The organism is Kitasatospora saccharophila (assembly GCF_039529925.1).
Taxonomy (GTDB): Bacteria; Actinomycetota; Actinomycetes; order Streptomycetales; family Streptomycetaceae; genus Kitasatospora; species Kitasatospora saccharophila.
In genome coordinates this window covers 25,632-50,227 of sequence record NZ_BAAANS010000017.1, presented here as the reverse complement: position 1 = coordinate 50,227, position 24,596 = coordinate 25,632, and the positions used below count along the sequence as shown (strand labels likewise).

At 74.3% G+C, this 24,596-nt stretch carries 23 protein-coding genes; 12 read left to right on the top strand and 11 right to left on the bottom strand.

Annotated features, from left to right (window positions below; all coding sequences use genetic code 11):
* Positions 1-80: 80 nt before the first annotated feature.
* The gene (locus ABD345_RS14665) at positions 81-881 is read left to right on the top strand and encodes an enoyl-CoA hydratase/isomerase family protein (protein WP_344552501.1); all 801 of its coding nucleotides are present in this window, start codon (positions 81-83) and stop codon (positions 879-881) included.
* 24 nt (positions 882-905) lie between these two features.
* Here the strand turns inward: ABD345_RS14665 and ABD345_RS14660 are convergent, their stop codons facing one another.
* Both ABD345_RS14660 and ABD345_RS14655 read right to left on the bottom strand, forming a co-directional pair.
* On the bottom strand, positions 906-1,475 hold the full coding sequence (locus ABD345_RS14660) for a DNA-3-methyladenine glycosylase I (RefSeq protein WP_344552500.1): 570 nt from the start codon (positions 1,473-1,475) through the stop codon (positions 906-908).
* A complete protein-coding gene (locus ABD345_RS14655) occupies positions 1,472-1,945 on the bottom strand; it encodes a DivIVA domain-containing protein (protein ID WP_344552499.1) in 474 nt (157 codons plus the stop codon). Before ABD345_RS14655 ends, ABD345_RS14660 begins: the two co-directional genes overlap by 4 nt.
* 183 nt (positions 1,946-2,128) lie before the next feature.
* On the opposite strand from ABD345_RS14655, the gene folP reads away from it, so the two are divergent.
* Complete coding sequence (gene folP / locus ABD345_RS14650; RefSeq protein WP_344552580.1) at positions 2,129-2,941, top strand: dihydropteroate synthase; 813 nt, start codon at positions 2,129-2,131, stop codon at positions 2,939-2,941.
* 21 nt (positions 2,942-2,962) lie between these two features.
* Here folP and ABD345_RS14645 read toward each other — a convergent pair whose 3' ends face one another.
* Both ABD345_RS14645 and dapE read right to left on the bottom strand, forming a co-directional pair.
* On the bottom strand, positions 2,963-3,745 hold the full coding sequence (locus tag ABD345_RS14645) for an LOG family protein (protein WP_344552498.1): 783 nt from the start codon (positions 3,743-3,745) through the stop codon (positions 2,963-2,965).
* A 102-nt stretch (positions 3,746-3,847) separates the two neighbouring features.
* Positions 3,848-4,921 (bottom strand): succinyl-diaminopimelate desuccinylase, encoded by a 1,074-nt coding sequence (gene dapE / locus ABD345_RS14640; RefSeq protein WP_344552497.1) that lies wholly within the window; start codon positions 4,919-4,921, stop codon positions 3,848-3,850.
* A gap of 181 nt (positions 4,922-5,102) precedes the next feature.
* Here dapE and ABD345_RS14635 point away from each other — a divergent pair, with 181 nt between their 5' ends.
* Both ABD345_RS14635 and ABD345_RS14630 read left to right on the top strand, forming a co-directional pair.
* Positions 5,103-6,104, top strand: a complete 1,002-nt coding sequence (locus ABD345_RS14635; protein WP_344552496.1) for a VldE C-terminal domain-containing protein — start codon at positions 5,103-5,105, stop codon at positions 6,102-6,104.
* Between the two features lie 342 nt (positions 6,105-6,446).
* Complete coding sequence (locus tag ABD345_RS14630) at positions 6,447-7,172, top strand: hypothetical protein (RefSeq protein ID WP_344552495.1); 726 nt, start codon at positions 6,447-6,449, stop codon at positions 7,170-7,172.
* Between the two features lie 80 nt (positions 7,173-7,252).
* Here ABD345_RS14630 and dapC read toward each other — a convergent pair whose 3' ends face one another.
* Together dapC and fdxA are read right to left on the bottom strand one after the other, a co-directional pair.
* Positions 7,253-8,398, bottom strand: coding sequence for a succinyldiaminopimelate transaminase (dapC, locus tag ABD345_RS14625; protein WP_344552494.1), 1,146 nt, complete (start codon positions 8,396-8,398; stop codon positions 7,253-7,255).
* A 22-nt stretch (positions 8,399-8,420) separates the two neighbouring features.
* The gene (fdxA, locus tag ABD345_RS14620; protein ID WP_030459925.1) at positions 8,421-8,747 is read right to left on the bottom strand and encodes a ferredoxin; all 327 of its coding nucleotides are present in this window, start codon (positions 8,745-8,747) and stop codon (positions 8,421-8,423) included.
* Positions 8,748-8,874: 127 nt separating this feature from the next.
* Between fdxA and ABD345_RS14615 the strand changes: the two genes are divergently transcribed.
* Entirely contained in the window at positions 8,875-9,882 is a 1,008-nt protein-coding gene (locus ABD345_RS14615; RefSeq protein ID WP_425556818.1) for a GNAT family N-acetyltransferase, read from the top strand.
* A 59-nt stretch (positions 9,883-9,941) separates the two neighbouring features.
* Positions 9,942-10,811, top strand: a complete 870-nt coding sequence (locus ABD345_RS14610) for a transglutaminase family protein (protein ID WP_344552491.1) — start codon at positions 9,942-9,944, stop codon at positions 10,809-10,811.
* A gap of 15 nt (positions 10,812-10,826) precedes the next feature.
* Here ABD345_RS14610 and ABD345_RS14605 read toward each other — a convergent pair whose 3' ends face one another.
* The 5 genes from ABD345_RS14605 to ABD345_RS14585 form a co-directional block, all read right to left on the bottom strand.
* Complete coding sequence (locus tag ABD345_RS14605; RefSeq protein WP_344552490.1) at positions 10,827-11,456, bottom strand: response regulator; 630 nt, start codon at positions 11,454-11,456, stop codon at positions 10,827-10,829.
* Between the two features lie 10 nt (positions 11,457-11,466).
* Positions 11,467-12,714 carry a sensor histidine kinase gene (locus ABD345_RS14600; RefSeq protein ID WP_344552489.1) on the bottom strand — a complete coding sequence of 416 codons (1,248 nt, stop codon included), beginning with the start codon at positions 12,712-12,714 and terminating at the stop codon, positions 11,467-11,469.
* Positions 12,715-12,722: 8 nt separating this feature from the next.
* Positions 12,723-13,445, bottom strand: a complete 723-nt coding sequence (locus ABD345_RS14595) for an ABC transporter permease (RefSeq protein WP_344552488.1) — start codon at positions 13,443-13,445, stop codon at positions 12,723-12,725.
* Positions 13,442-14,419 carry an ABC transporter ATP-binding protein gene (locus ABD345_RS14590; protein ID WP_344552487.1) on the bottom strand — a complete coding sequence of 326 codons (978 nt, stop codon included), beginning with the start codon at positions 14,417-14,419 and terminating at the stop codon, positions 13,442-13,444. Before ABD345_RS14590 ends, ABD345_RS14595 begins: the two co-directional genes overlap by 4 nt.
* Before the next feature lie 121 nt (positions 14,420-14,540).
* Positions 14,541-16,658 carry a S9 family peptidase gene (locus tag ABD345_RS14585; RefSeq protein WP_344552486.1) on the bottom strand — a complete coding sequence of 706 codons (2,118 nt, stop codon included), beginning with the start codon at positions 16,656-16,658 and terminating at the stop codon, positions 14,541-14,543.
* Between the two features lie 244 nt (positions 16,659-16,902).
* On the opposite strand from ABD345_RS14585, the gene ABD345_RS14580 reads away from it, so the two are divergent.
* From ABD345_RS14580 to ABD345_RS14555, 6 genes are all read left to right on the top strand, one after another.
* Entirely contained in the window at positions 16,903-17,097 is a 195-nt protein-coding gene (locus tag ABD345_RS14580; protein ID WP_176189864.1) for a DUF2304 family protein, read from the top strand.
* 62 nt (positions 17,098-17,159) lie between these two features.
* Entirely contained in the window at positions 17,160-18,047 is an 888-nt protein-coding gene (mshB, locus tag ABD345_RS14575) for an N-acetyl-1-D-myo-inositol-2-amino-2-deoxy-alpha-D-glucopyranoside deacetylase (protein ID WP_344552485.1), read from the top strand.
* On the top strand, positions 18,044-18,499 hold the full coding sequence (locus ABD345_RS14570; RefSeq protein ID WP_344552484.1) for a DUF6113 family protein: 456 nt from the start codon (positions 18,044-18,046) through the stop codon (positions 18,497-18,499). The genes mshB and ABD345_RS14570 overlap by 4 nt, the downstream gene beginning before the upstream one ends.
* A gap of 295 nt (positions 18,500-18,794) precedes the next feature.
* Positions 18,795-21,086 (top strand): peptidoglycan binding domain-containing protein, encoded by a 2,292-nt coding sequence (locus ABD345_RS14565; protein ID WP_344552483.1) that lies wholly within the window; start codon positions 18,795-18,797, stop codon positions 21,084-21,086.
* 190 nt (positions 21,087-21,276) lie between these two features.
* Positions 21,277-23,001: an ABC transporter family substrate-binding protein gene (locus ABD345_RS14560; RefSeq protein ID WP_344552482.1), complete on the top strand. Its 1,725-nt coding sequence runs from the start codon at positions 21,277-21,279 to the stop codon at positions 22,999-23,001.
* A 496-nt stretch (positions 23,002-23,497) separates the two neighbouring features.
* Positions 23,498-24,541 carry an ABC transporter permease gene (locus ABD345_RS14555; RefSeq protein WP_344552481.1) on the top strand — a complete coding sequence of 348 codons (1,044 nt, stop codon included), beginning with the start codon at positions 23,498-23,500 and terminating at the stop codon, positions 24,539-24,541.
* Positions 24,542-24,596: the final 55 nt, after the last annotated feature.

The following is a 24,596-nucleotide window of genomic DNA, read 5'->3' as shown; positions in this document are numbered from 1 at the left end:
CCCCGTGCCCGCGGCCGCTCCGGCATGCTGGCCCCTGAACAGCCACCAGTGGCAGCCACCGCGTCCCGGGGAGCCCCACCATGTCCGACACCGTGCGCCACGAGCGCGACGGCGCCCTCGCCGTCCTCACCATCGACCGGCCCGACGCCATGAACGCCCTCGACACCGCCACCAAGGCCGCCCTCCGGGACGCCGTGGCCGCCGTCGGCGCCGACCCCGCCGTCCGGGCGGTGCTGCTCACCGGCGCGGGCGGCAAGGCGTTCTGCGTCGGCCAGGACCTCAAGGAGCACGTCGGCCTGCTCCAGCGGCAGCGCGAGACCGGCGAGGGCGCCCTGCGCACCGTCGCCGAGCACTACAACCCGCTGGTCCGCGCGCTGGCCGGGATGCGCAAGCCCACCGTCGCCGCCGTCAACGGCGTCGCGGCCGGCGCCGGGGCCTCGCTCGCCTTCGCCTGCGACTTCCGGATCCTCGCCGACACCGCGGGCTTCAACACCTCCTTCGCCGGGGTCGCCCTGACCGCCGACTCCGGCGCCTCCTGGACCCTCCCCCGGCTGGTCGGCCACGCCCGCGCCACCGAGCTCCTGATGCTCCCCCGCACCGTCCGCGCCGACGAGGCGCTCACCCTCGGCCTCGCCACCCGCGTCGTCCCGGCCGCCGAACTCGCCGCCACCGCCCACGAGTTCGCCCTCGCCCTGGCCAACGGCCCGACCGTCGCCTACGGCGCGATCAAGGAGTCGCTGGCCTACGCCGCCTCGCACTCGCTGGACGAACTCCTCGACAAGGAGGACGAACTGCAGACCCGCGCGGGCAACAGCGAGGACCACCGCATCGCCGTCGACGCCTTCCTGGCCAAGCAGAAGCCGCTCTTCACCGGTCGCTAGCCGCTCCCCGGCGGGCCGGTGGCGCTAGCGCGCGTGGCAGTCGGCCAGGTGGTCGTTGACCAGTCCGCAGGCCTGCATCAGGGCGTACGCGGTGGTCGGGCCGACGAAGCGGAAGCCGGCCCGCTTGAGGGACTTGGCGAGCGCGGTCGACTCCGGGGTGACCGCCGGGACGTCCGCGAGGGTGAGCGGGGCGGGGCGGGCCGGGTCGGGGGCGTGGCTCCAGACCAGGGCGTCGAGTTCGCCGTCGGCCATGGTCCGGGCGGCCCGCGCGTTGGCGATGGTGGCCAGGACCTTGGCGCGGTTGCGGATGATGCCGGTGTCGTTCAGCAGCCGTTCGACGTCCGCGTCGCCGAACCCGGCGACCTCCGCGGTGTCGAAGTCCCGGAAGGCCGCCCGGAAGCCCTCCCGGCGGCGCAGGATGGTGATCCAGGACAGGCCGGACTGGAACGCCTCCAGCGAGATCCGTTCGAACAGGGCGCGGTCGCCGTGGACCGGGCGGCCCCATTCGGTGTCGTGGTAGGCCCGGTAGTCCTCGGCCGACTCGCCCCAGCCGCAGCGCCGCAGCCCGTCGGCCCCGAGGACCGCACCCGTCACGCGCGGTCGCCCTTCGGCTCGGCCTTCGGCTCGGCCTTCGGCTCGGCGTCCTCGTCGGAGACCACCTCGGTGGCCTCGGTGACGACCGGCCCCCGGGGCTCCTTCTCCAGGACGGCGGTGAAGGACTCCAGGCCGGGCAGCGGTTCCCCGGCCGCGGCCGCGGCCCCGGACGCCGCCACCGAGCCGCCGACCACGCCGACGGCCTCCAGTTCGGCGATCCGGGCGTCCCGGAGGGCGAGTTCGGCGCCGAGGCGGTCGAGGACGTCGTCCACCTCGTCCATCCGGTAGCCGCGCAGCGCCATCGGGAGGCGGAGTTCGTCCACGTCGGTGCTGCTGAGCGCGCGGTCCTGCGGGAGGCGCACGGCGAGCCGGTCGTGTTCGGCCTCGGGCAGCGTTCCGCCGCCGCCGAGCGCCACCACTGCGGCGCCGCCGACCACCAGGGCCATCGCGATCACGATCACCACGAACACGAGCTGTCCTCCGTCAGTTCCCGGCAGTTCCCGGTCGGCTTCGGCCCGCCCGCGAGGGCTACGGTGGGATCATGGTCCCTGTACAGGCCGGGGCCCATCATTGCACCCGGGAGCGCTGAGGAGGAGACACCGGTGGCACTACGCCTCGGCACGCGGGAGTTCGGCCCGGACGAACCGGTCATCATGGCGATCGTCAACCGCACCCCGGACTCGTTCTTCGACCGGGGGGCGACCTTCGCCGACGAGGCGGCGTTCGCGGCCGCGGACCGGGCGGTGGCGGAGGGCGCGGCGATCCTGGACATCGGCGGGGTGAAGGCCGGTCCGGGCGAAGAGGTCACCGTGGCGGAGGAGTTGCGCCGCACGGTGCCGTTCGTGGCGGAGCTGCGCAAGCGCCACCCGGACGCGGTGATCAGCGTGGACACCTGGCGGCACGAGGTCGGCGAGGCGGTCTGCGAGGTCGGCGCGGACCTGCTGAACGACGCCTGGGGCGGTTTCGACCCGAAGCTCGCCGAGGTCGCGGCCCGGTACGGCGCGGGCCTGGTGTGCACGCACGCGGGCGGCGCCGAGCCGCGCACCCGCCCGCACCGGGTGGGGTACGAGGACGTGATGGCGGACATCCTGGCGGTGACCGTCGGGCTGGCCGAGCGGGCGCTCGAACTGGGCGTGCGCCGCGACGGGTTGCTCATCGACCCGGGGCACGACTTCGGGAAGAACACCCGGCACTCGCTGGAGGCGACCCGGCGGCTGCCGGAGATGACCGCGACCGGCTTCCCGGTGCTGGTCTCGCTCTCCAACAAGGACTTCGTCGGCGAGACGCTGGACAAGCCGGTGGACGAGCGGCTGCTCGGCACCCTGGCCACCACGGCGGTCTCGGCCTGGCTGGGCGCGCAGGTCTACCGGGTGCACCAGGTCGCCGAGACCCGCCAGGTGCTGGACATGGTGGCCTCGATCCGCGGCACCCGTCCCCCGGCGGTGGCCCGCCGGGGGCTGGCCTGACCGCCCCTGCCGGGAGCGGCGCTACGCGGGGGTGCCCTTCGGCCCCCGCGCGGCGTCCAGGACCTTCAGGACCTCCGCCACGTCGTCGGTGACGTGGAACAGTTCGAGGTCGGCGGGGTTGGCCTTGCCCTGGGCGACCAGGGTCGACTTGAGCCACTCCACCAGGCCGCCCCAGTAGGCGCTGCCGAACAGGACCACCGGGAACCGGGTGACCTTCTTCGTCTGCACCAGGGTGAGCGCCTCGAACAGTTCGTCCAGCGTGCCGAGGCCGCCGGGCAGCACCACGAAGCCCTGGGCGTACTTCACGAACATCGTCTTGCGGACGAAGAAGTAGCGGAAGTTCAGGCCCAGGTCGACGTACTCGTTGAGGCCCTGCTCGAAGGGCAGCTCGATGCCCAGGCCGACGCTCAGCCCGCCGGCCTCGGTGGCGCCCTTGTTGGCCGCCTCCATCGCGCCGGGGCCGCCACCGGTGATCACCGCGTAGCCAGCCTCGGCCAGGGCCCGGCCGATCTCCACCCCGGCCTCGTACTCGGGCGAGCCGACCGGCGTCCGAGCCGAGCCGAACACGCTGATGGCGGTGGGGAGTTCGGCGAGCGCGCCGAAGCCCTCGACGAACTCCGAGGTGATCCGCAGCACCCGCCACGGGTCGGTGTGCAACCAGTCGCTCGGCCCGGTGGTGTCCAGCAGCCGCTGGTCCGTCGTACTCGTCTCGACCTGGTCGCGCCGCAGCAGGACGGGGCCCTTGCGCTTCTCGGGCCACGGCTTCTTCGGTCGGCGGACGGGGTCATCTCCGTTGGCTGTCATGACGAAACCCTACGCCTGACGAGGCACGATCCGGGGTAAATAACGGCCGTCGCGCGGACGGGGGTCGGGCGAACCCCCGGCTGCGCGACCGCCGTTCGCGGGCTACCGGGTGAGCCAGTCGCGCAGCCGCCGCTCGACGTCGGCGATCGCGCCGAGCGAGCAGTGCTCGTCCCGCTTGTGGGCCAGGTTCGGGTCGCCGGGGCCGTAGTTGACGGCGGGGACGCCGTGCGCGGAGAACCGGGCCACGTCCGTCCAGCCGAACTTGGCCCGGGCCTCGCCGCCGATCGCGGCCAGGAAGTCCCGGGCGGCGGGCAGGCCGAGGCCGGGCAGCGCGGCGGGCGAGGCGTCCACGACCTCCAGCTGGTAGCCCTCGAAGACCGACCGCAGGTGCTCCTCGGCCTGCTCCAGCGAGCGGTCGGGGGCGAACCGGAAGGCGACGTGGATCTTGCACTCGTCGGGGATGACGTTCCCGGCGACGCCGCCGTCGATCCGGGTCGCGTTCAGGCCCTCGCGGTACTCCAGGCCGTCGATCTCCACCCGGCGCGGGCTGTACTCGGCGAGCCGGCGCAGCACCTCCGCGGCCTTGTGGATGGCGTTGTCGCCGAGCCAGCCGCGGGCGGCGTGGGCCCGGACGCCGGTGAGCGTGACGTCGGCGCGCAGGCTGCCCTGGCAGCCGCCCTCGACGACGGCGCCGCTGGGCTCCAGCAGGACGGCGAAGTCGCCCGCCAGCCAGTCCGGGTGGGTCGCGAACAGGTGGCCGAGGCCGTTGCGGGCGGCCTCGACCTCCTCGCAGTCGTAGAAGACGTAGGTGACGTCCCGGTTGGCGTCGGTGAGAGTGGCGGCGAGCCGCAGCTGCACGGCGACGCCGGACTTCATGTCGGAGGTGCCGCAGCCGTAGAGCAGGTCGCCCTCGACGTGCGAGGGCACGTTGTCGGCGATCGGCACGGTGTCCAGGTGCCCGGCGAGGACGACCCGCTCGGCCCGGCCGAAGTGGGTGCGGGCCACCACGTTGTTGCCGTACCGGTCGACGGTGAGGTGCGGCAGGGCCCGGAGCGCGGCCTCGACGGCGTCCGCGAGGGCGGCCTCCTCGCCGCTGACGGAGGGGAAGTCGACGAGGCGGGCGGTCAGGGTGCCGCCGTCGAGGCTCAGGTCGAGGGGCGCGTTCGGGCTGCTCATGGCCGTTACCTTATCGATAGGACGCGGCCCCGCCGGTGCGCCGGGCGGCCCGTCGGCCCCCACCGCGGGCGGCCGCGCAACCGCGCGGGCCCGTACGGCCGTCCGAGCGGTTACGGTGTCCGCGAACAGCGCGCGCCGGGTCGCGCGCGCCGCGACCGCATCACCGGAGAAGGGGGCCCCCGTGGGCGAGGACGCCGAGTACGACGCGCAGGAGGCCGGGTACGACGCGGCGGGCGCCGAGTACGACGAGCGGCCCCGCCGGCGGCGCCCGTGGCGGCGGGTGCTGGTCGGCGTGCTGGCGCTGGCGGTGGTCGGCGGCCTGGTGGTGTGGCTGAACCGGGACAAGATCACGCCCCCGGACGAGGGCTGCACGGTCACCACCGCGACCGGCACCGGGACGCTGGAGCTCCCGGCGGCGGCGAACGCGGCGACCATCACGGCGGTGGCGATGTCGCGCGGCCTGCCGGAGCGGGCGGTGACCATCTCGCTGGCGACGGCCATCCAGGAGTCGAAGCTGCGCAACCTGCCGGGCGGCGACCGGGACTCGGTGGGCCTGTTCCAGCAGCGCCCCTCGCAGGGCTGGGGCACGGTCGACCAGATCATGGACCCGGTGTACGCGACCAACAAGTTCCTGGACGCGCTGGTGAAGGTCGACGGGTACGCGCTGATGCCGCTGACCGACGCCGCCCAGCAGGTGCAGCGCAGCGGCTACCCGCAGGCGTACGCCAAGCACGAGAACAACGCGACGCTGCTCGCCACCGTGTTCACCGGCCGCGAGCCGGCCTCGCTGGACTGCGTGGTGCACCGGCTGCCGGACCCGCACCCGACCGACCCGGCCGGGGCCGCCCCGGACGCGGCGAACCTGTCCGAGCGGGTGCGCCGGGAGTTCGGCAAGGCGGTGGCGGTGGCGGACGCCGAGAAGGCGGCCAAGGACCCGCGGGAGGTGCTGGCGTTCACCCCGCGGCCGACCGCGAGCACGGCGGGCGCCGGCGGCGAGCACCAGACCGGCTGGGCGCTGGCGCAGTGGTCGGTGGCGCAGGCCGCGCAGCTGGGCATCGGCCAGGTCGCGTACGACGGCAAGGTGTGGCGGGTGGACAGGCCGGGCGAGGGCTGGAAGCCGCTGGCGGGCGCCCCGTCCGACCGGGTGCTGGTGACGCTGGGCGAGCCGGTCAAGCGGAAGTGACGCCCCGGCGGTGCGTTGACGCACTGGTGCGCGGGTGACCGCCCACCGGGTGATTCGGGTCAACTCCCGCTGACGGAGGGCCGGTCGGCGGCCGCTCCGGGGACGGTCCGCCGGTGGCCCGCGCAGGGCCCGGCCCGCAAGGGGAGTGACGGTTCGGCGGCGGCGGCCGCTCGACCGGTACGTCCGTGATGCCCGAAAAAGGATCGTCCGATCTTTGCCAACCCTTGACCTTGACCGGCCGAAACCTTCCCGGTGCTCTTGCGGTCATACACGTCGCCCGCCGGGCGGACCGCCCCGCGCCGTCCGCCCGGCGGACCGTCGACCTCACCTCTTAGGAGCACCATGTCCCTCCCCCTCACGCGCCGGATCGCCCAGGCCGCGCTGCTCGTGGCCGCCACCGCGGCGCCGCTCGCGGCCGCGGCGGGCGCCGCCTCCGCCACCGAGGTGGTGCCGCAGACCGACCTGGGCGCCGGCGTGACCAAGCTGGCCGACGTCCCCAACTCGGGCGACACGGTGCAGGGGGCCGCCCACGAGCTGGGCCACGTGGTCGGCACCACCGGCGCCGCGACCCTCGCGGCGGGCGGCCCGGCCACCGCCGACGCGGCCGGCAGCACCGTCGCGCACAACCTGCCGTCCACCGACGACGCGCTCGGCAAGCTCGGCCCGGTCGGCAAGGCCGGCCAGCTGACCGGCTCGCTGGAGACGCTCACCGACAAGGTCGCCCCGGCGGTCGAGGAGAAGGTCGGCCCGGCGGTCACCGACAAGGTCGTCCCGGCCGCCCAGCGGGCCACCGGCACCCCGCTGTCCACCGTCGCCGGCAACCTGCCCACCGAGCGGCTCACCCAGAGCCTGCCGGCCGCCGACAAGCTGGGCCCGGTCACCGGAGCCGTCCAGTCCCTCCCGGTCGCGGGCGCCGTCGCGGGCCTGACCGAGCACGAGTCCGCCAACCGCCTGGGCGGCGTGCCCTCGCTCGGCGGCGACAGCCCGCTGGGCGGCCTGACCGGCGCGCTCGGCCCGGTCGGCGGCCTGCTCGGCGGCGTGGGCGGCGGCGGCCTGCCGATCGGCTGACCCGGCCGCGCGGAACACGACGGGAGGGGCGGAGCCGACCGGCTCCGCCCCTCCCGTTCCGCGCGCGTCCCAGTGCCGCGTCAGCGCTTGAGCCGCTCCACGGCCGAGGCCACCCGCTCGTCGGTGGCGGTGAACGCCACCCGCACGAACCGGTCGCCCGCCGGGCCGTAGAAGTCGCCGGGGGCCACCAGGATGCCCAGCTCGGCGAGTTCGGCCACGGTCTCCCAGCACGGCTTGTCCTGGGTCGCCCACAGGTACAGGCTCGCCTCGGAGTGCTCGATCCGGAACCCGTACGCCTCCAGCGCGGCCCGCAGGGCGCTGCGCCGCTGGGCGTAGCGGGCCCGCTGCTCGGCCACGTGCGCGTCGTCGGCGAGCGCGGCCGCGGTGGCGGCCTGCACCGGCGCGGGCACGATCATGCCGCCGTGCTTGCGGATCCCCAGCAGTTCGGCGACCACCACCGGGTCGCCGGCCACGAAGGACGACCGGTAGCCGGCCAGGTTGGAGCGCTTGGACAGCGAGTGCACGGCCAGCAGGCCCTCGTGCGAGCCGCCGCAGACCGACGGGTGCAGCACCGACACCGGCTCGGCCTCCCAGCCGAGTTCGAGGTAGCACTCGTCGCTGACCAGCAGCACCCGGTGGGCCCGGGCCCACTCGACGGCGCGGCGCAGCTCGGCCGCGTCCAGCACCCGCCCGGTGGGGTTGGACGGCGAGTTCAGCCACAGCAGCCGGACCTTGGAGCCGTCCAGCTCCTCGACGTCCTCGTAGGCGACCGGTTCGGCGCCGCAGAGCAGCGCGCCGACCTCGTAGGTGGGGTAGGCGAGCTTCGGGTAGGCGACCTGGTCGCCGGGGCCGAGGCCGAGCTGGCCGGGCAGCCAGGCCACCAGTTCCTTGGAGCCGACGGTGGGCAGGACGGCCTCGGGGCCGATCTCGGCGCCGCAGCGGCGGTTCAGCCAGCCGGCGATCGCGTCGCGCAGCGACAGCGGGCCCCACACGGTGGGGTAGCCGGGGGTGTCGGTGTGCGCGCCCAGGGCCTGCTGGATCAGCTCGGGCACCGGGTCCACCGGGGTGCCGACGGAGAAGTCGCAGAGCCCGTCCGGGTGCGCCTGTGCGGTGCGCTTGTGCGGTTCGAGCTTGTCCCACGGGAAGACCGGCAGGCGGTCGGAGACGCGGCGCGCCGCCCCCGGGTGTCCCGGGAACGGCGCGTGCGTGCTGTCGTTGGTGCTCACAGCGTGGATGCCACCGATCGGCTCAGTGTTCGGCGTTCTGCGGGGGCAGCGCGGCGATGAACGGGTGGTCGCGCTCGATCAGGCCGAGCTTGGAGGCGCCGCCGGGCGAGCCCAGGTCGTCGAAGAACTCGACGTTCGCCTTGTAGTAGTCCTTCCACTCCTCGGGGGTGTCGTCCTCGTAGAAGATCGCCTCGACCGGGCAGACCGGTTCGCAGGCACCGCAGTCCACGCACTCGTCCGGGTGGATGTAGAGGGACCGCTCGCCCTCGTAGATGCAGTCCACGGGGCACTCTTCGATGCACGCCTTGTCCTTGACGTCGACACAAGGCTGCGCGATGACGTAGGTCACGCTGTCGTTCCTCCTCGGAAGGGCTGCCGCCCTACTGTTTACTCGGTCGCGCTTTGCGCGCGGCGTCGTCGATGCCCGCCCCTAGTATCGCGGGTCGGGGCACGCAAATGCACAGGAGGTGCGCTCGATGGTCGGCCCAGTGCCGCTGGAGGCCCGTCCGGAGGTCCGGATAGACCCGTCTGACGTGGGACGACGCGTGTCGGTCCGGCGTGTCGACGGCGTGGCGGACGGCCGTCCGGTGTTCCGCGATGTGATCGGTGTGCTCACCTCGTGGGACGACACCGGGTTGACGGTCGAGCCGCGCTCCGGAGCGCCGGTGCGCTTCGCGGCCGAACTGCTGGTGGCCGGCAAGCCCGTCCCGCCGTTCCCGGCCCGCCGCACCGCCGCGCCCGCGGCCGACCCGGTCGACCTGCAGCGGATCGCCGCCCGCGGCTGGCCCGCCGTCGAGCAGGAGCCGCTGGGCGAGTGGACGCTGCGCGCCTCGTCCGGTTTCACCCGGCGGGCCAACTCGGCGCAGGCGCTGGGCGATCCGGGCCTGCCGCTGGACGCGGCGCTGGAGCGGGTGCGCGCCTGGTACGCGGCCCGTTCGCTGCCCGCGTACGTCGAGGTGGTCTCCCCCGGCTCGCCGCCCGCGCTGGCCGCCGAGCTGGACCGGCTCGGCGCGGCCCTCGCCCCGACGCTGGTGCGCACCGCCCCGCTCGGCGAACTGGCCCGGGCCGGGCGCCCGGCGGACGTCCGGCTGGCCCGCACCGCCGGGCCCGAGTGGCTGGCGCTGTACCGCCGGGTGGGCGGCGACCCCGCCCTGGAGGCGGCGGCCACCGCGGTGGTGCACGGCGGCCCCTCGGTCTGGTTCGCCCGCGTCCCGGGTCCGGACGGCGCCCCGCTGGCCATCGGCCGGCTGGTGGTGGACGGCGCCTGGGCCTGCTTCGGCGCGGTCGAGGTGGCCCCGGCCGCCCGCCGCCGCGGCCTGGCCACCGCCGTGATGGCCGCGCTCGCCGCCCGCGGCGCCGAGGAGGGCGCCACCGGCGGCTACCTGCAGGTGGAGGCCGACAACGGGGGCGCGATCGCGCTGTACGACCGGCTGGGCTTCACGACCAGTCACACTTACCACTACGCCCGCCTCCCCCAGCGGTAGCGTGCACCACCAGAGGTGAGCCACCACCAGCCACGACCGCTGCTGAACCGAAGGCCGCAGTGACCGAGCAGAGCAGAACCCGCTTCCGCACCGAAGCCCGGGGCGAACACCCCGACCCGGTGCTGCTGTGCCTGCTCGCCGCCGCCGAGCACACCCTCGGCGACCCCGGCGACAGTGCCGAACAACCGTCCCTGGACGCCCTGCTGACCGCCTGTCAGGCGGCCCTCGACCGGCACGCCGCGGCGATCCGACAGGCGGTCGCCGAGCGCCGTCCGAACGGCCCGGAGGAGACCGCCGCGCTGCTCGCGGCGGTGCTCGGCGGCCGGGAGCGCTTCCACGGCCGCCAGTCCGACTACCTGCGGCTGGAGTCCTCGCTGCTGCCGGAGGTGCTGCGCCGCCGCCGCGGGCTGCCGATCATGCTCTCGCTGGTCTGGCAGGCGGTGGCCGCCCGGGCCGGGCTGACCGTGCACGGCGTCGCGCTGCCGGGCCACTTCATCGTCGCGGTGGGCGACCCGGCGGGCGGCGACGAGTACGTCCTGGCGGACCCGTTCCACGGCGGCCGGCTGCTCGACGTCCCGGACGTGGAGCGGCTGCTGGCCGCCTCCGGCCAGCACTTCTCCCCCGAACTCCTCACCCCGGCGCAGCCGTTGGACACCGTGCTGCGCGTCCTGGGCAACATCCGGCGCTGGGCCGCCGACCGCCCCGAGCACGCCCGCACCCAGCTCTGGGCCGCCGAGCTCGCCCTGCTGCTGCCCCGCCACCCCGCCCAACTCCGGCTGGAGCGGGCCGAGTTGCTGGTCAAGACCGGCGACTTCCTGTCCGGTGCCGCCGAGATGGAGGCGTACGCGAAGATCCTGGACGCCTTCGACCCGGAGAGCGCGGCGAAGGTCCGGCTGGAGGCGAGGTCGGCCAGGCACCGCCTCAACTGACGGCCGGCCGGCCGCTCACAGCCAGCCCTTCTCCCTCGCGACCCGCACCGCCTCCGCGCGGTTGCGGGCGGCGGTCTTCTGGATCGCCATCGAGAGGTAGTTGCGCACCGTGCCCTCGGAGAGGTGCAGCCGGGCCGCGATGTCCGCGTTCACCGAGCCGTCCGCGGCGGCGGCGAGCACGTCGCGCTCGCGGGCGGTGAGCGGGTTGGCCCCCTCCGAGAGGGCGGCGGCGGCCAGTGTGGGGTCGATGACCTTCTCGCCGCGCAGCACCCGGCGGATCGCCTCGGCGAGTTCCGCGGCGGGGGCGTCCTTGACCAGGAAGGCGTCGGCCCCGGACTCCATCGCCCGGCGCAGGTAGCCGGGCCGGCCGAAGGTGGTGGCGATGACGACCCTGGTCTGCGGCCGCACCCGGCGAACCTCCGCGCAGGCGTCGATGCCGGTCATGCCGGGCATCTCGATGTCGAGCACGGCGACATCCACCCGGTGCTCGGTCACCGCCGCGGCGACCTGGTCGCCGCGGGAGACCTGGGCGACCACCTCCAGGTCGTCCTCCAGCGAGAGCAGCGCGGCGAGCGCCTCCCGCACCATGCCCTGGTCCTCGGCGAGCAGTACCCGCACCGGTCGTCCACCCGTTCCGTCCGTCACGCCGGGCAGCCTATTCCCCTCCGCCGCTGGGGCCGGGCCGCAGCGGGACGAGGGCGCGCAGCCGGAAGCCCCGGCCGCGTTCGGCGGGGCCGGTCTCCAGCCGTCCGCCGGCCTGTTCCAGCCGTTCGCCGAGGCCCGAGAGCCCGTTGCCGGCACCGGACTTGCCCGGTCCGGCGCCGTTGTCGACGACCTCCAGGACGGCGTAGCGGCCGTCCTCCTCCCAGGTCTCGTCGAGCTGGACGGTGCACCGGGTGGCGCCGCTGCCGTGCCGGACCACGTTGGTGACGGCCTCGCGCAGCGCCCAGGCGAGCACGCCGGACTCCTCGGCGCCGAGGCCGGGGCGCTCCTCGGCCAGCCGGGGGTCGGCGTCGAGGGCGATCTGGCTGGCGGCGAGCGCGGTGCGGGCGGCGGCGAGTTCGACCGGCAGGGTGGGGCGGCGGAAGCCGCTGACGGCGCTGCGGACGTCGGCGAGGGACTGCCGGGCGACCTGTTCGATGTCGCCGACCTGGGCGCGGGCGGCGTCGGCCTTCCCGGCGTCCATCAGGCGGCCGGTGAGCTCGCTCTTGATGGCGATCAGCGAGAGCGAGTGGCCGAGCAGGTCGTGCAGGTCGCGGGCCAGCCGCAGCCGTTCCTCGGAGGCGGCGAGGTGGGCGACGGCGGCCCGGGCCTCGCGCAGTTCGCGCATGGTGGAGACCAGGCGCTGCATGGCGAGCATGGCGAGTCCGGCCATCAGGCAGGGCAGGCCGATGCTGACCAGGATCTCGGCGTCGGCGCGGCTGGTGAGTCCGACGACGGCGAAGAGGCCGGTGGTGGCGAGCACGCCGACCAGCCCGAGCCGGCCGGGGAGGATCACCGAGGCGCACACCGAGGTGTACGTGAACAGGGTCAGCCAGGACTCGCCGAGGGTGTACGAGGTGGCGACGGCGATCACCGCCATCGCGGCGAGCGGCAGGTACCGCTTGGCCCGCCGGAGGCCCGGGTGGTTGCGGATCACGATCAGCGACAGGTAGCAGGCCAGGAAGACCACCAGCGCGACGCCGCCGGCGGCGCTCGCCGCCGGGGTGTGCTGACCGGTGGTCAGGTCCTGGACGGGGTAGGCCAGGTAGAGCGCCCAGATGGACGTCCAGGCGAGCTTGGCCAGCAGTTGCCGCCGGGTGTCCACCGGCGCGCCGGGGTAGGTGGTCCAGCGCCCTTCCATGCCGTCCGGCCCGTCCTCCCCGTTCTGGTCGGGGTGGCGGGCCGGCGCGGTGCTCTGCATGCGGGACATCATGCCCGTCGCGCGTCCTTGCGGTACAGGACGGCCGCGGCGGCGGTGAAGAGCGCCAGGAAGGCGGCCAGCACGGCGATCGCCGCGGTGGCGACGCCCTGGCCGTGGACGAACGACGCCAGCTGGTTGTAGTCGTAGACCGGGTTGAACCGGGCGTAGCCCTTCAGCGAGTCGGAGACCGGGAACCAGGTGCCGCCGAACAGCGCCATCAGCATGTAGACGATCATCACCACGGGCTGGACGGCGTCCGGTTCGGCCGCGTAGCCGAGGGCGACGCCGAGCGCGGCGAAGACGAAGCTGCCGAGCCACAGGGCGGCGGCCAGGCCGAGCCACTGGGCGGCGGTGAGGTCGACGCCCTCGATCGCGCCGATCGCGAAGACCACCAGGATGGCGGGCAGCGTGGTGACCGCGCAGGCGGCGATCTTGCCGAGCGTGTAGGCCCGGCCGGGCAGCGCGGTGAGCCGCAGCTGCCGGGTCCAGCCGCTCTTGCGCTCCAGCGAGATGCGCTGCGCCGAGCCGGTCAGCACGGCGCCGACCGCGCCGAAGGTGGCCATCGAGACCATGAAGTACGACTTGACGGAGACGCCGCCGTCGACCGTGCCGCCGCTGCCGTAGGCGCTGATGAAGAAGACGTACAGCAGCGCGGGGTAGAGCACGGTGAACATCAGGTACCGCTTGTTGCGCAGGGTGCGCAGGATCTCCAGCCGGACCAGGGTGGTCATCGGACGCTCGCCTCCTCTTCCTCGGTGCGGTCGGCCTGCTCGGCCAGGTCCTGCTCGCCGGTGATGGTCAGGAACGCCTGCTCCAGGCCGAGGCTGGTGACCTCCAGCCCGCGCGGGTACAGGCCCGCCGCGTACAGCGCGGCGACGCCCGCGTCGGCGTCGGCGGAGCGGATCCGGACGGTGCGCACGCCGTCGGCGCGGGTGCTGACGTCCAGCCCGACGGTGCCGGGCAGCGCGCGCAGCACCGCCTCGTCGGCGGGGGCGCCGTCGGCGGGGTGGAGTTCGAAGCCGATCCGGCGGGCGCCGGCCCGGGCCTTGATCTCGGCGGAGGTGCCGTCGGCGATCAGCCGGCCCTTGTGCAGGACGAGGACGCGGTCGGCGATCGAGTCGGCCTCCTCCAGGTAGTGGGTGGCGAACAGCACGGTGCGCCCGGCGTCGGCCTGGGCCCGCATGGCGTCCCAGAACTGGCGGCGGACGGTGACGTCCATGCCGGTGGTGGGCTCGTCCAGGACGATCAGGTCGTTGCGGCCGGCCACCGCGAGGGCGAACCGGACCCGCTGCTCCTGGCCGCCGGAGAGCTTGTCGACCCGGCGGTCGGCGATCTCGGTGATCCCGGCGGTGGTCAGCACCTCGTCGACCCGGTGGCCCCTGGGGTGGACCTTGCAGGCCAGTTCGACGATCTCGCGGACCTTGACGTCGCTCATCAGGCCGCCGCTCTGCAGCATCGCGCCGACCCGGCCGGCGGTGATCGCCGCCCGCGGGGTGCCGCCGAACAGTTCGACGGTGCCGCCGTCGGGTTCGCGCAGGCCCAGCAGCAGGTCGAGGCTGCTGGACTTGCCCGCACCGTTGGGGCCGAGCAGCGCGACCGTCTCGCCGGGTCGCAGCACCAGGTCGAGGCCGTTCACCGCCTTCACCCGGCCGTAGCTCTTGCTGACGTTCCGGAAGGCCGCGACCTCCCCCGTTCCCGTCGCCATCTGGACCAAGTCCCTTCGAAGACGTCCTTCTTCCGACTCCTCAAGGCTCCTCGGAACGGGGGTGTCCGCGGCAGTGCGCGCCGTCGTGACCTCCGCATGACGGATGTCACGGCCGGGGCCGTTACAGCAGGCCGAGCGACTCCTTCAGGAACCGGACCTGGAGCAGCAGCAGGTTCTCCGCGACCTGCTCCTGCGGGGTCATGTGGGTCACCCCGGACAGCGGCAGCACGGTGTGCGGGCGCCCGGCGGCGAGCAGCGCGGTGGACAGCCGCAGGCTGTGCGCGACCACCACGTTGTCGTCGGCCAGGCCGTGCACGATCATCAGCGGCCGGCGCAGCGAGGGGGCCATCTCCACCAGCGAGTTGGCCCGGTAGACCTCGGGCTCCGCCGCCGGGTCGCCGTAGTAGCGCTCGGTGTAGTGGGTGTCGTACAGGTCGTGCTCGGTGACGGGCGCGCCGGCCACCGCGGCGTGGAAGACGTCCGGTTCGCGGAGCACGGCGGCGGCGGCCAGGTAGCCGCCGTACGACCAGCCGCGGATCGCGACCTTCGCCAGGTCGAGCGGGAACTCCTCGGCGAGCGCGTGCAGCGCGTCGACCTGGTCCTGGACGGAGACCTCGGCGGTCCGCCGGCTGATCGACTTCTCCCAGCCGGGGCTGTGCCCGGGGGTGCCGCGCCCGTCGGCGACGAGCACCGCGAAGCCCTGGTCGGCGAACCACTGCGAGACCAGGTGCGGGTTGTGCGCCCGCACCACCCGCTGCCCGTGCGGGCCGCCGTACGGGTCCATCAGGACGGGCAGTTCGCCGTCGACGTCGGGGTCGTAGCCGGTGGGCAGCAGCACCGCGCAGGGGATCCGCCGCTCGCCGGCGAACCGGAACACCGGGCGGGCGGCCAGCAGCGGGACGGCCGCGTGCGAGGCGACCACCAGCGGTTCGGCGCCCGCGCGGTGCACGGTGACGGTGGTGCCGGGGCGCATCGGGTGGGCGGTGGTGAGCACGGTGGTGCCCGCGCCGCGCACCGCGCCGAGCGCGCCGTCGCCGACCTCCCGCACGCCGTCCGGCCCGGCCTCGAAGACGCCCAGCCAGCCGGGCGGGCGGCGCTCGAACTCGGCGGCCCCGGCGGAGGCGGTGAACAGCACGGTGTCGCCGTCGGTGCCGAGCACCGAGCGGACGTGCAGCCCGGCGTCGGTGCGCGCCCGCTCGCCGACGGTCAGCACCCGGGCGCCGTCCCGGTCGGCGATCCGCACCAGCCGCCCGTCGGCCAGCCGCACCGGCACGCCGCCGAACAGCTCCAGCCAGTCCGCGTCCCGCTCGGTGACCAGCGCGGTGGTGGCGCCGGTCGCGGTGTCGGCCTCCAGCACCAGCTGCTCGCGCTGGTCGCGGGCCTGCACCTGGAGCAGCGGCGGCCCGCCGGCCGACCAGTGCACCCGGGCCAGGTACGGGTACGCCGCCCGGTCCCAGCGGATCTCGGTGCGGCTGCCGTCCAGGCCGAGCAGCCAGAGCCCGACCTCGGCGTTGGGCGTGCCGGCCGCCGGGTAGGCGACCTCGGCCGGCGGGCGGCCGGGGTTGGCCGGGTCGGCGATCCACCAGCGGCGCACCGGGGTGTCGTCGACCCGGGCGGCCAGCAGCGCGCCGCCGCCGGGGGCCCACCAGTACCCGCGGTCGCGGCCCATCTCCTCCTGGGCGATGAACTCGGCCTGGCCCCAGCTGACGCCGTCCGCCTCCGGCCCGGCCAGCAGCCGGTCGCCGCTGCCGTCGGCGGCGCTCACCCGCAGCTCGCCGCCCGGGGTGGCGTAGGCGACGTGCGCGCCGTCGGGGCTGGGCCGCGGGTCCAGCAGCGGGGTGGCGGCGGGCAGCTCGCGGGCCTTCCCGCTGTCGGTGTCGACCGCGAACAGCCGCCCGGAGAGCGCGAAGGCCGCGGTGCGGCCGGTGGCGTCCAGGGCGTAGCCGACGATCCCGGCGGAGGTCTCCCGGCTGCGCTCGCGGCGGGCCCGCTCGGCGTCGGACAGCTCCTCCGCGCCGCCGCCGAGCAGGTCCTCCGGGTCGGCGAGCACGCTCTCGGCGCCGGTGGCGACGTCGAGCCGCCACAGCAGGTTGGCCGGCCGCTCCTCGCCTCGGGAGCGCAGGAACAGCACCCGGGCGCCGTCCGGGGAGACGCTGAACGAGCGGGGCGCGCCCGCGGTGAAGCGCCCGGTGCGGGCGTACTGCCGGGGGAAGGTGTCGTGCGGCTTCTCGGTCGTCATGCGGTCGACACTACGGCCCGGGCCGCCGGTGATCACCCGGACGGCGCAGCTCACCCGGACGGCGGCGTACGGCCGTTCGGAGGGCCGCTGACCGGGGGCGCAGCGGGTGGGGGCGGGTGGCGCGACACCCCGGGCGGGCTCACGGAACGTTATCCAGTGGTCACTGATCGGGTATCAGTTGACCATCGTTCCGCCCGCTGCCCCGTCCCCGGGGCCGCGCACCCGAGGAAGGGTGTGAGCCGTCATGGCTTTGTCCGTCTCCGCCGTCTTGCTGATGCTGGTCGTGGTCGTGGTCCTGGTCCGCCGGTCGACCCTGAAGGTGAGCCACGCGCTGGTGTGCGCGCTGCTCGGCTTCTACCTGGCCTCCAGTTCGATCGCGCCGTCGATCCAGCAGGTGACGGCCAACCTGGCCGGGATGCTGAACGGTCTGAACCTCTAGCCGCCGGACGCGTCCGGCCTGCCCGGGGAGTCCCCTCCGGGCGGGCCGTTAAGCTGCCGGACATGACCTCCGTTCCCCCGGCCGACGCGCGCGGGCTGCTGCTGGTGCACGCCCACCCCGACGACGAGTCGATCAACAACGGCTCCACGATGGCCCGGTACGCGGCCGAGGGCGTCCGGGTCACCCTGGTGACCTGCACGCTGGGCGAGGGCGGTGAGGTGATCCCGCCGGAGCTGGCCCACCTGGAGCAGGGCCGCGACAATACCCTGGGTGAGCACCGGATCGGCGAACTCGCCGCCGCGATGCGCGAGTTGGGCGTCACCGACCACCGCTTCCTGGGCGGTCCGGGTCGCTGGCGGGACTCCGGGATGATGGGCACCGCGGACAACGACGACCCGTCCTGCTTCTGGCGGGCGGACGTGGACGAGGCCGCCGGGCTGCTGGCCGGGGTGATCCGCGAGGTCCGGCCGCAGGTGCTGGTGACGTACGACGAGAACGGCGGGTACGGGCACCCCGACCACATCCAGGCGCACCGGGTGGCGCTGCGCGGCTACGAGCTGGCCGCCGACCCGGCCTTCGGCCCGGAGCTGGGCGCGCCCTGGCGGATCGCCAAGGTCTACTACAACCGGATGCCCCGCTCGGTGATCGAGGCCGCGCTGGCCCGGACCGCCGCCGAGGCGCCGTTCCCGGGCACCGCCCCGGTCGGCGAGATCCCGGGCGTGGTGGACGACCGGGTGGTCACCACCGTGCTGGACAACGCCGCGCACGCCGGGGCGAAGGCCGCCGCGATGCGGGCGCACGCCACCCAGATCACCGTGGCCGGGCGCCACTTCGCGCTCAGCAACGACCTCGGGCAGCCGCTGCTGGCCACCGAGTACTACGAGCTGGTGCGCGGCCCGCTCGGCCCGGGCGCCCCGGAGACCGACCTGTTCGCGGGGGTGGCGGAGTGAGGTTCACGCACGCCCTGCTGGGCACCCGCGAGGAGCGCCTGGGCGAGCCGATGCCGCCGCGCGGCGTCCGGATCGCGGTCTACGCCGTGCTGTTCCTGCTCGGCGCGGCGGTGTCGGTGTGCGGAGCTTTCGTGCAGACCCTGTGGGGCGGCGCCGGCGTCGTGCTGGCGCTGGCGGGCTGCGCCGGGCTGTTCTACGGGGGCCTGCGGGCGACCGGCACCAAGCTCGGCGCGGGCTGCGCGCTGGGCGGCTGGTTCCTGGTGCTGGCGGCGCTGCTGGCACCCCGCCCCGAGGGTGACCTGGTGCTCTCCGCGACGCCGTCCGCGTACCTGTACCTGTTCGGCGGCGCGGTGCTCGGGGTGGTCTGCGCGACCCTGCCGACCCGCTCCGGGTTCCTGTTCGGCGTACCGGCGCCGGAACCCCGACGGACCGTCAGGGACGGCGACCGCTAGCGCGTACCGGGACGATCCGGAGCCGCGGGTTCCGGCGGTCGCCCGACGGCCCGGATCCCTTGTCGGTAAGGTGGTGCCCCGGCGGGCCACCCCCCTGTCCGGTCCGGCCGGGCCGGGCGGTAGCTTCGGCACCACTCGCGTGGCGGGGGCGCTCGCCGTAGCCGACACGTGAACAGCTGATGTCCCCGGGGCCGGTCGGCCCGCCGCGCGCCGCTCGCCGTCGTCCGGCGGTCAGCCGCCCCATACGCAGCGGACGGCCCGGCCGGCCCGGCCGCGAACCCGGAGCAGAGCAGCATTGAGCAGCCGCGAACCTGACAACGCCCACCCGCAGCCGCGCCGTGGCGGCCCTGACGCGTACCCGTCGGGCACCCCGCCGTACGGCACCGGCGTGCCCGGCGGGCTCGGCGCGGACCCGGCCGCCGGGCGGAACGCTCCCGACCGGCGCCCCGAGGAGCCCGAGGCCCCGAAGGCGACGGAGACCAAGCTGACCACCCGGGTGCGGATCAACATCCCCGGCTCCCGGCCGATCCCGCCGGTCGTGGTGCAGAGCAAGGTCAAGGAGGAGAAGCCCGCGAAGCCCGAGCAGCCCGCGGAACCCTCCGGCCCGCGCCACCGCGGCGGCGCCGGGGACCCGGTGCTCGGCGTGATGGACTCCGGCGCGCGCACCGCCACGCCGCCGAACCTGCCGCCGGAGTGGCAGGAGCCGGCCGCGCCCCGGCCCGGCGGCCCGAAGGGGTCCGAGTCGGACTCCACCGGCGAGTGGTTCAAGCCGCGCCAGAAGGGCCGCCCGGAGCCCGCTCCGGCGGCGTCCGCCCCGGCGGCTCCCGCGCAGCCCGCCCCCGCCGCCCCGCCCGCCCCGGCGGCCCAGCAGCAGGCCGCGCCGCTCCCGTCCGGCGCGCCCGCCTCGCCGTTCGCCCCGGCCGACCCGGCGTCCTCCCGCACCGGCGACCACCGGCTGCCGCGCCAGGACGACCGGTTCGCCGCGGCCCAGGACCCGTTCGCGGCCCCGCAGGACCCGTTCGCCCAGCAGCCCGCCCAGGACCCCTTCGCCCGGCCGCAGCCCGGACCGCAGCCCCCCGCCGCCGCCCGCGACCCGTTCGCCGACGGCCCGCAGGGCGCCCCGGCCGCGAACCACCCGGCCGACCCGTTCGCGCCGCAGCCCCCGCAGGACCCGTTCGCCCAGCAGCCCGCCCAGGACCCCTTCGCCCGGCCGCAGCCCGGACCGCAGCCCCCCGCCGCCGCCCGCGACCCGTTCGCCGACGGCCCGGGCCCGGAGCGGCGCCCGCAGGCCGCCGCCGGGGAGCCGGAGGACACCCAGATCGGCGGTTTCGACCCGATCACCGGCGAGGAGCCCGCGCCGGGCGCCGCCATATCGGACCCGCCGACCACCCAGCTGTTCCTGAAGGCCCCCGGCACCCCGGGCGACCCGTTCACCGACCCGTTCGCCGAGGCGCGGGGGCCCCGGCCGACCGGTGACGGCGGCGGCCGGTTCGGCGACCTGCCCGCCGAGCAGCCGTTCCCGGGCGGCCCGCGGGCGGCCGCGCCCAAGCGCGAGCAGGCTCCCGCGGCCCAGCCCCCGGCGGCCCGGCCGGCCGCCGGGGAGCCGAAGCCGGCCGCCCCGGCGGCGCCCGCCGCCAAGAAGAAGGGCGGCCGCGGCAAGAAGCTGGTGGTGACCGGGGTCGGCGGTGTGCTGTTCCTCGGCGCGGCCGCGTACGGCGCGGGCCTGATGATGAACCAGTCGGACATCCCCAAGGGCACCACGGTGCTGGGCACCGACATCGGCGGCGACTCCCGCGACCAGGCGGTGAAGGTGCTGGACGGCTCGGTGGCCAAGGTCGGGCAGCAGCCGGTCCGGCTGAAGGTCGGCGACCAGTCGCTCACCCTGGACCCGGCCAGCGCCGGTCTGAGTTTCGACACCACCGCGACGGTGGACGGGCTGACCAAGCACAGCTACAGCCCGGTCGACGTGCTGGGCTCGCTGACCGGCGACGCCAAGGCCGTCGCGCCGCAGGTGCGGATCGACCGGGCGAAGCTGAAGGCCGCGCTGGACGACCTGGGCGGCAAGTCCGGGCAGTCCCTGCAGGAGGGCTACGTCAAGTTCACCAGCTCCGGCGGCACCGAGGTGGTCCCGGGCGCGGGCGGCAAGGCGCTGGACTCGGCGGCCTCGGTCGAGCTGGTCGAGCAGGCGTACCGCGGCCGGGCGGCCGGCCAGGCGGACGCCGAGGTGGTGCTGCCGGTCACCGACGCCCAGCCGAAGGTCGGCCAGGACGCGCTGCAGGCCGCCGCCGACGGCCTGGGCAAGCAGGTGACGGCCGGCAACGTGACGGTGACGGCGGGCGGCAAGCAGTTCCTGTTCGGCCGCAACACCGCCGCCGGTGCGCTGACGCTGGCGCCGGACGCGAGCGGCGCCGTGGCCCTCAAGTGGGACCTGGACGCGCTGGCCTCCTCCGTCGGCACCGTCTTCGACAGGGTGCGGATCACCAAGAACGGCCAGCAGGTGCCGGTCACCACCCAGGACGTGGCCGACGCCATCGCCCAGGGCATCACCAAAACCGGCAAGGAGCGCTCGGTCAAGATCCCGTCCTGACGGCGCGTCAACCCGCGGGCCGGTCCGGAGCGCTGAGTCGGCGCCCCGGGCCGGCCCGTTGGCGAGTCCTCGCCAATGGCGTCACGGAACAGGACAAACCGGACGCGCAACCGGGCGGCCACGTCGCGTTACCAATCCTTGATCCGCCGCAGGTCGACAAGTCAGTTCACCGGTACGCAAGATGTGCCGCGTGCCGAGACCCCGCTTCCTCCCGCTCACCCTGACCGCCACGGCGGCGGCGCTGTCCGTCGCGCTGTGCTCCTGCAGCCCCACCTCGGGCTCCGCCGGCGGCGAACCGGCCCGGGCGGCGGCAGCGGCGGGCGGGGACGCGCCGCGGATGACCCAGCAGGAGATGAACTCCCGGCCGCGCGACGCGCTGCGCCAGGGCGGCACCCTGGTCTGGGCGATCGACCAGTACTCCACCCAGTGGAACCCGGTCCAGGCGGACGGCTCCGAGGCGTCCACCAACGACGTGGTCAAGGCGCTGCTGCCGACCTTCTGGCGCTCCGACGCGGGCGGCGTGCAGACCCCCAACCCGGCCTACCTCTCCGACGTGAGGAGCGAGACCCGGCAGGGCAAGCAGGTCGTGGTGTGGACGCTCAACCCGAAGGCCCACTGGTCCGACGGCACCCCGATCACCTGGCGCGACCTGCAGGCCGACTGGCAGGCGCTGGGCAGCCTGAACACCGACTTCAAGACCGCCACCACCAACGGCTTCGACCAGGTGGAGAGCGTGGTCCGCGGCAAGGACGACTTCCAGGCCGTGATGACCTTCAAGGAGCCGTACTCGGAGTGGCAGGCGATGTTCAACAACGCCGGCAACGCCCCGCTGCTGCCCGCGAAGTACGTCTCCACCCCCGAACTGTTCAACACCTCCTTCAAGAACCGGATCCCGGTCACCGCGGGCCCCTTCAAGGTGGACTCGCTGGACGCCGCGGCGCGCACCGTCACCGTGGTCGCCGACCCGGGCTGGTGGGGCGACAAGCCGCTGCTGGACAAGATCGTCTTCAGGGCGTACGACACCGGCGCGATGCCGCAGGCCTTCGCCAAGGGCGAGATCGACTTCTACAACAACGGCCCCAACACCGAGGGCTACCGGCTGATCCGGTCCACCGCGGGCGGCGAGGTGCGCAAGGCCGGCGGCCCCAACCTGCGGCACCTGGTGCTCAACGGCAGGAGCCCGCTGCTGGAGGACGCCCGGCTGCGCCAGGCGCTGATCCAGGCGATCGACCGGGCCGAGATCACCCGCACCGACCTGGCCGGCCTGGACTGGCCGTACGTGCCGATGAACAACCACTTCCTGGTGCCCTCCCAGCACGGCTACCAGGACAACTCGAACGGCCTGAGCCGCTTCGACCCGGACGCCGCGAGGGCCGTGCTCGACTCGCTGGGCTGGAAGCCCGGCCCGAACGGCGTGCGCGCCAGGGACGGCAAGGAGCTGGTGCTGCGCTACGTGGCGCCGGCCGCGAACAACCTGGCCGCCAACGAGAGCGAGGAGGTCACCCGGATGCTCGCCGCGATCGGGGTGACCGTCCAGGTCCATACCGTGCCGGCCGGCGAGTACTTCGACGGCTACATCTACAAGCACGACTTCGACCTGACCTCGTTCTCCCTGCTGGGCACGCCCTTCCCGGTCTCCAACTCGATCAGCACCTTCCAGCAGGACTCCGGCTCCAACTGGGCCCAGGTCGGCAGCAAGGCGCTGGACCGGGCGATGGCGGACGCCGCCAAGGCGGACACCGCCGACGAGGAGACCACGGCGCTCAACCTCGCCGACTCGGAGGCCTGGCAGGTCGCCGGCCTGGTGCCGCTGTACCAGCGCCCGGCCATCTACGGGGTGCGCAAGGAACTCGCCAACATCGGTGCGGCCGGCCTCGGGGATGTCGTCTACGAGAACATCGGCCTGGTGAAGTAACAACGTCCGCGGTAACGCTGCGGCGAGGACTCGCCAATGGCGGGAAAATGCCAGCCGGGCGGCGCCCCGAGTGCCGCCCGAATTGGGTGAGCCATACCCGTGAATTCGCTTCGGCACGCCCGAAAACACCGATGTCCGATAATCGGACACTCAATTGCACTCGCCAATTGCGATGAACAGGGCCAAACCGGACATCGTCTCTACGCGCGTCATCCGACCTCGGAGAGCAACTCGACGTCCTGATACCGGACCTGACAGTGCGTCGTTACGGACATGTGAACGCGACTTGATCGATTCTGTCCGGTTTTGACCGTCTTGCCAGCCCGGTGTCAAGAGTCCGAGAACTACGAAGTGGTTGACATTCCAGCACGAAGGAGGAAATGCGCCATCGACAACTGGGGAACTCTTGACGTTCGATAAACGACTTGCAAGAGTCCATTCATCCAAGTTCTTACTCCTTGCTTCTGCACGGACCACGGTCGGGAGCTTTAGCACCATGACGACGCCTACTGGGGCCACGACGGACGGGAACACCTCCCGTCCCGGGTCGACGTCGGACCTCGCGGACAACGCCACGGCCGACGCGCCCGCCGATCCGGGCTTCCGCGGCCTCTCTCCCGGGAAGCTGATGTGGCGCCGCTTCCTCCGTGACCGCACCGGCGTGGTGAGCGCGTGCGTGGTGCTCTTCTTCGTCGCGGTGGCGATCCTGGCCCCGCTCATCTCCATGCTGTACGGCAAGGACCCGAAGACCCACTACGGCCAGAACGCCAGCGACCTGCTGACCGACTCCGGCCTGCCGACCGGTCCCAACGGCGGCATCAGCGGCGACTTCTGGTTCGGCCTGGAGCCCGGCCTCGGCCGCGACGTGCTCACCCTGCTGATCTACGGGATCCGCACCTCGCTGATCATCGCCGTCGCCACCTCGGTGCTGACCACCGCGATCGGCGTCGCGCTCGGCATCGCGGCCGGCTACCTCGGCGGCAAGACCGACTACTTCATCGGCCGGGTGATCGACGTCCTGATGTCGTTCCCGTCGCAGATCTTCCTGATCGCGACCATGCCGGTGGTCACCGGCCTGCTGGTCGCCCGCGACCAGAACCCGCCGGGCTGGCTGCCGTTCGTCTCGGTCACCCTGGTGCTGTCGCTGCTCGGCTGGATGAGCCTGGCCCGCATCCTGCGCGGCGTGTCGCTCTCGCTGCGCGAGCGGGAGTTCATCGAGGCCGCGAAGGTCACCGGCGCCTCCCCGATGAGGATCATCTTCAAGGAGATCCTGCCGAACCTGTGGACCCCGATCCTGGTGCAGTCCACCCTCGCGCTGCCCGCCTTCGTCACCGCCGAGGCCGGCCTGTCCTACCTCGGCGTGGGCGTGACCGAGCCGACCCCGGACTGGGGCCGCATGATCGCGGACGGCGCGACCTTCCTCCGCACCGACGTCACCTTCCTGCTCTTCCCGGGCATCGCCATGGTGGTGTTCGTGCTGGCCTTCAACCTGCTCGGCGACTCGGTCCGGGACGCGTTCGACCCGAAGACCAACCGCTGACGGACCCTCAAGACTCCGGGGGGACGGGAAAGCCAGGCCCCGGGCACACCCACGA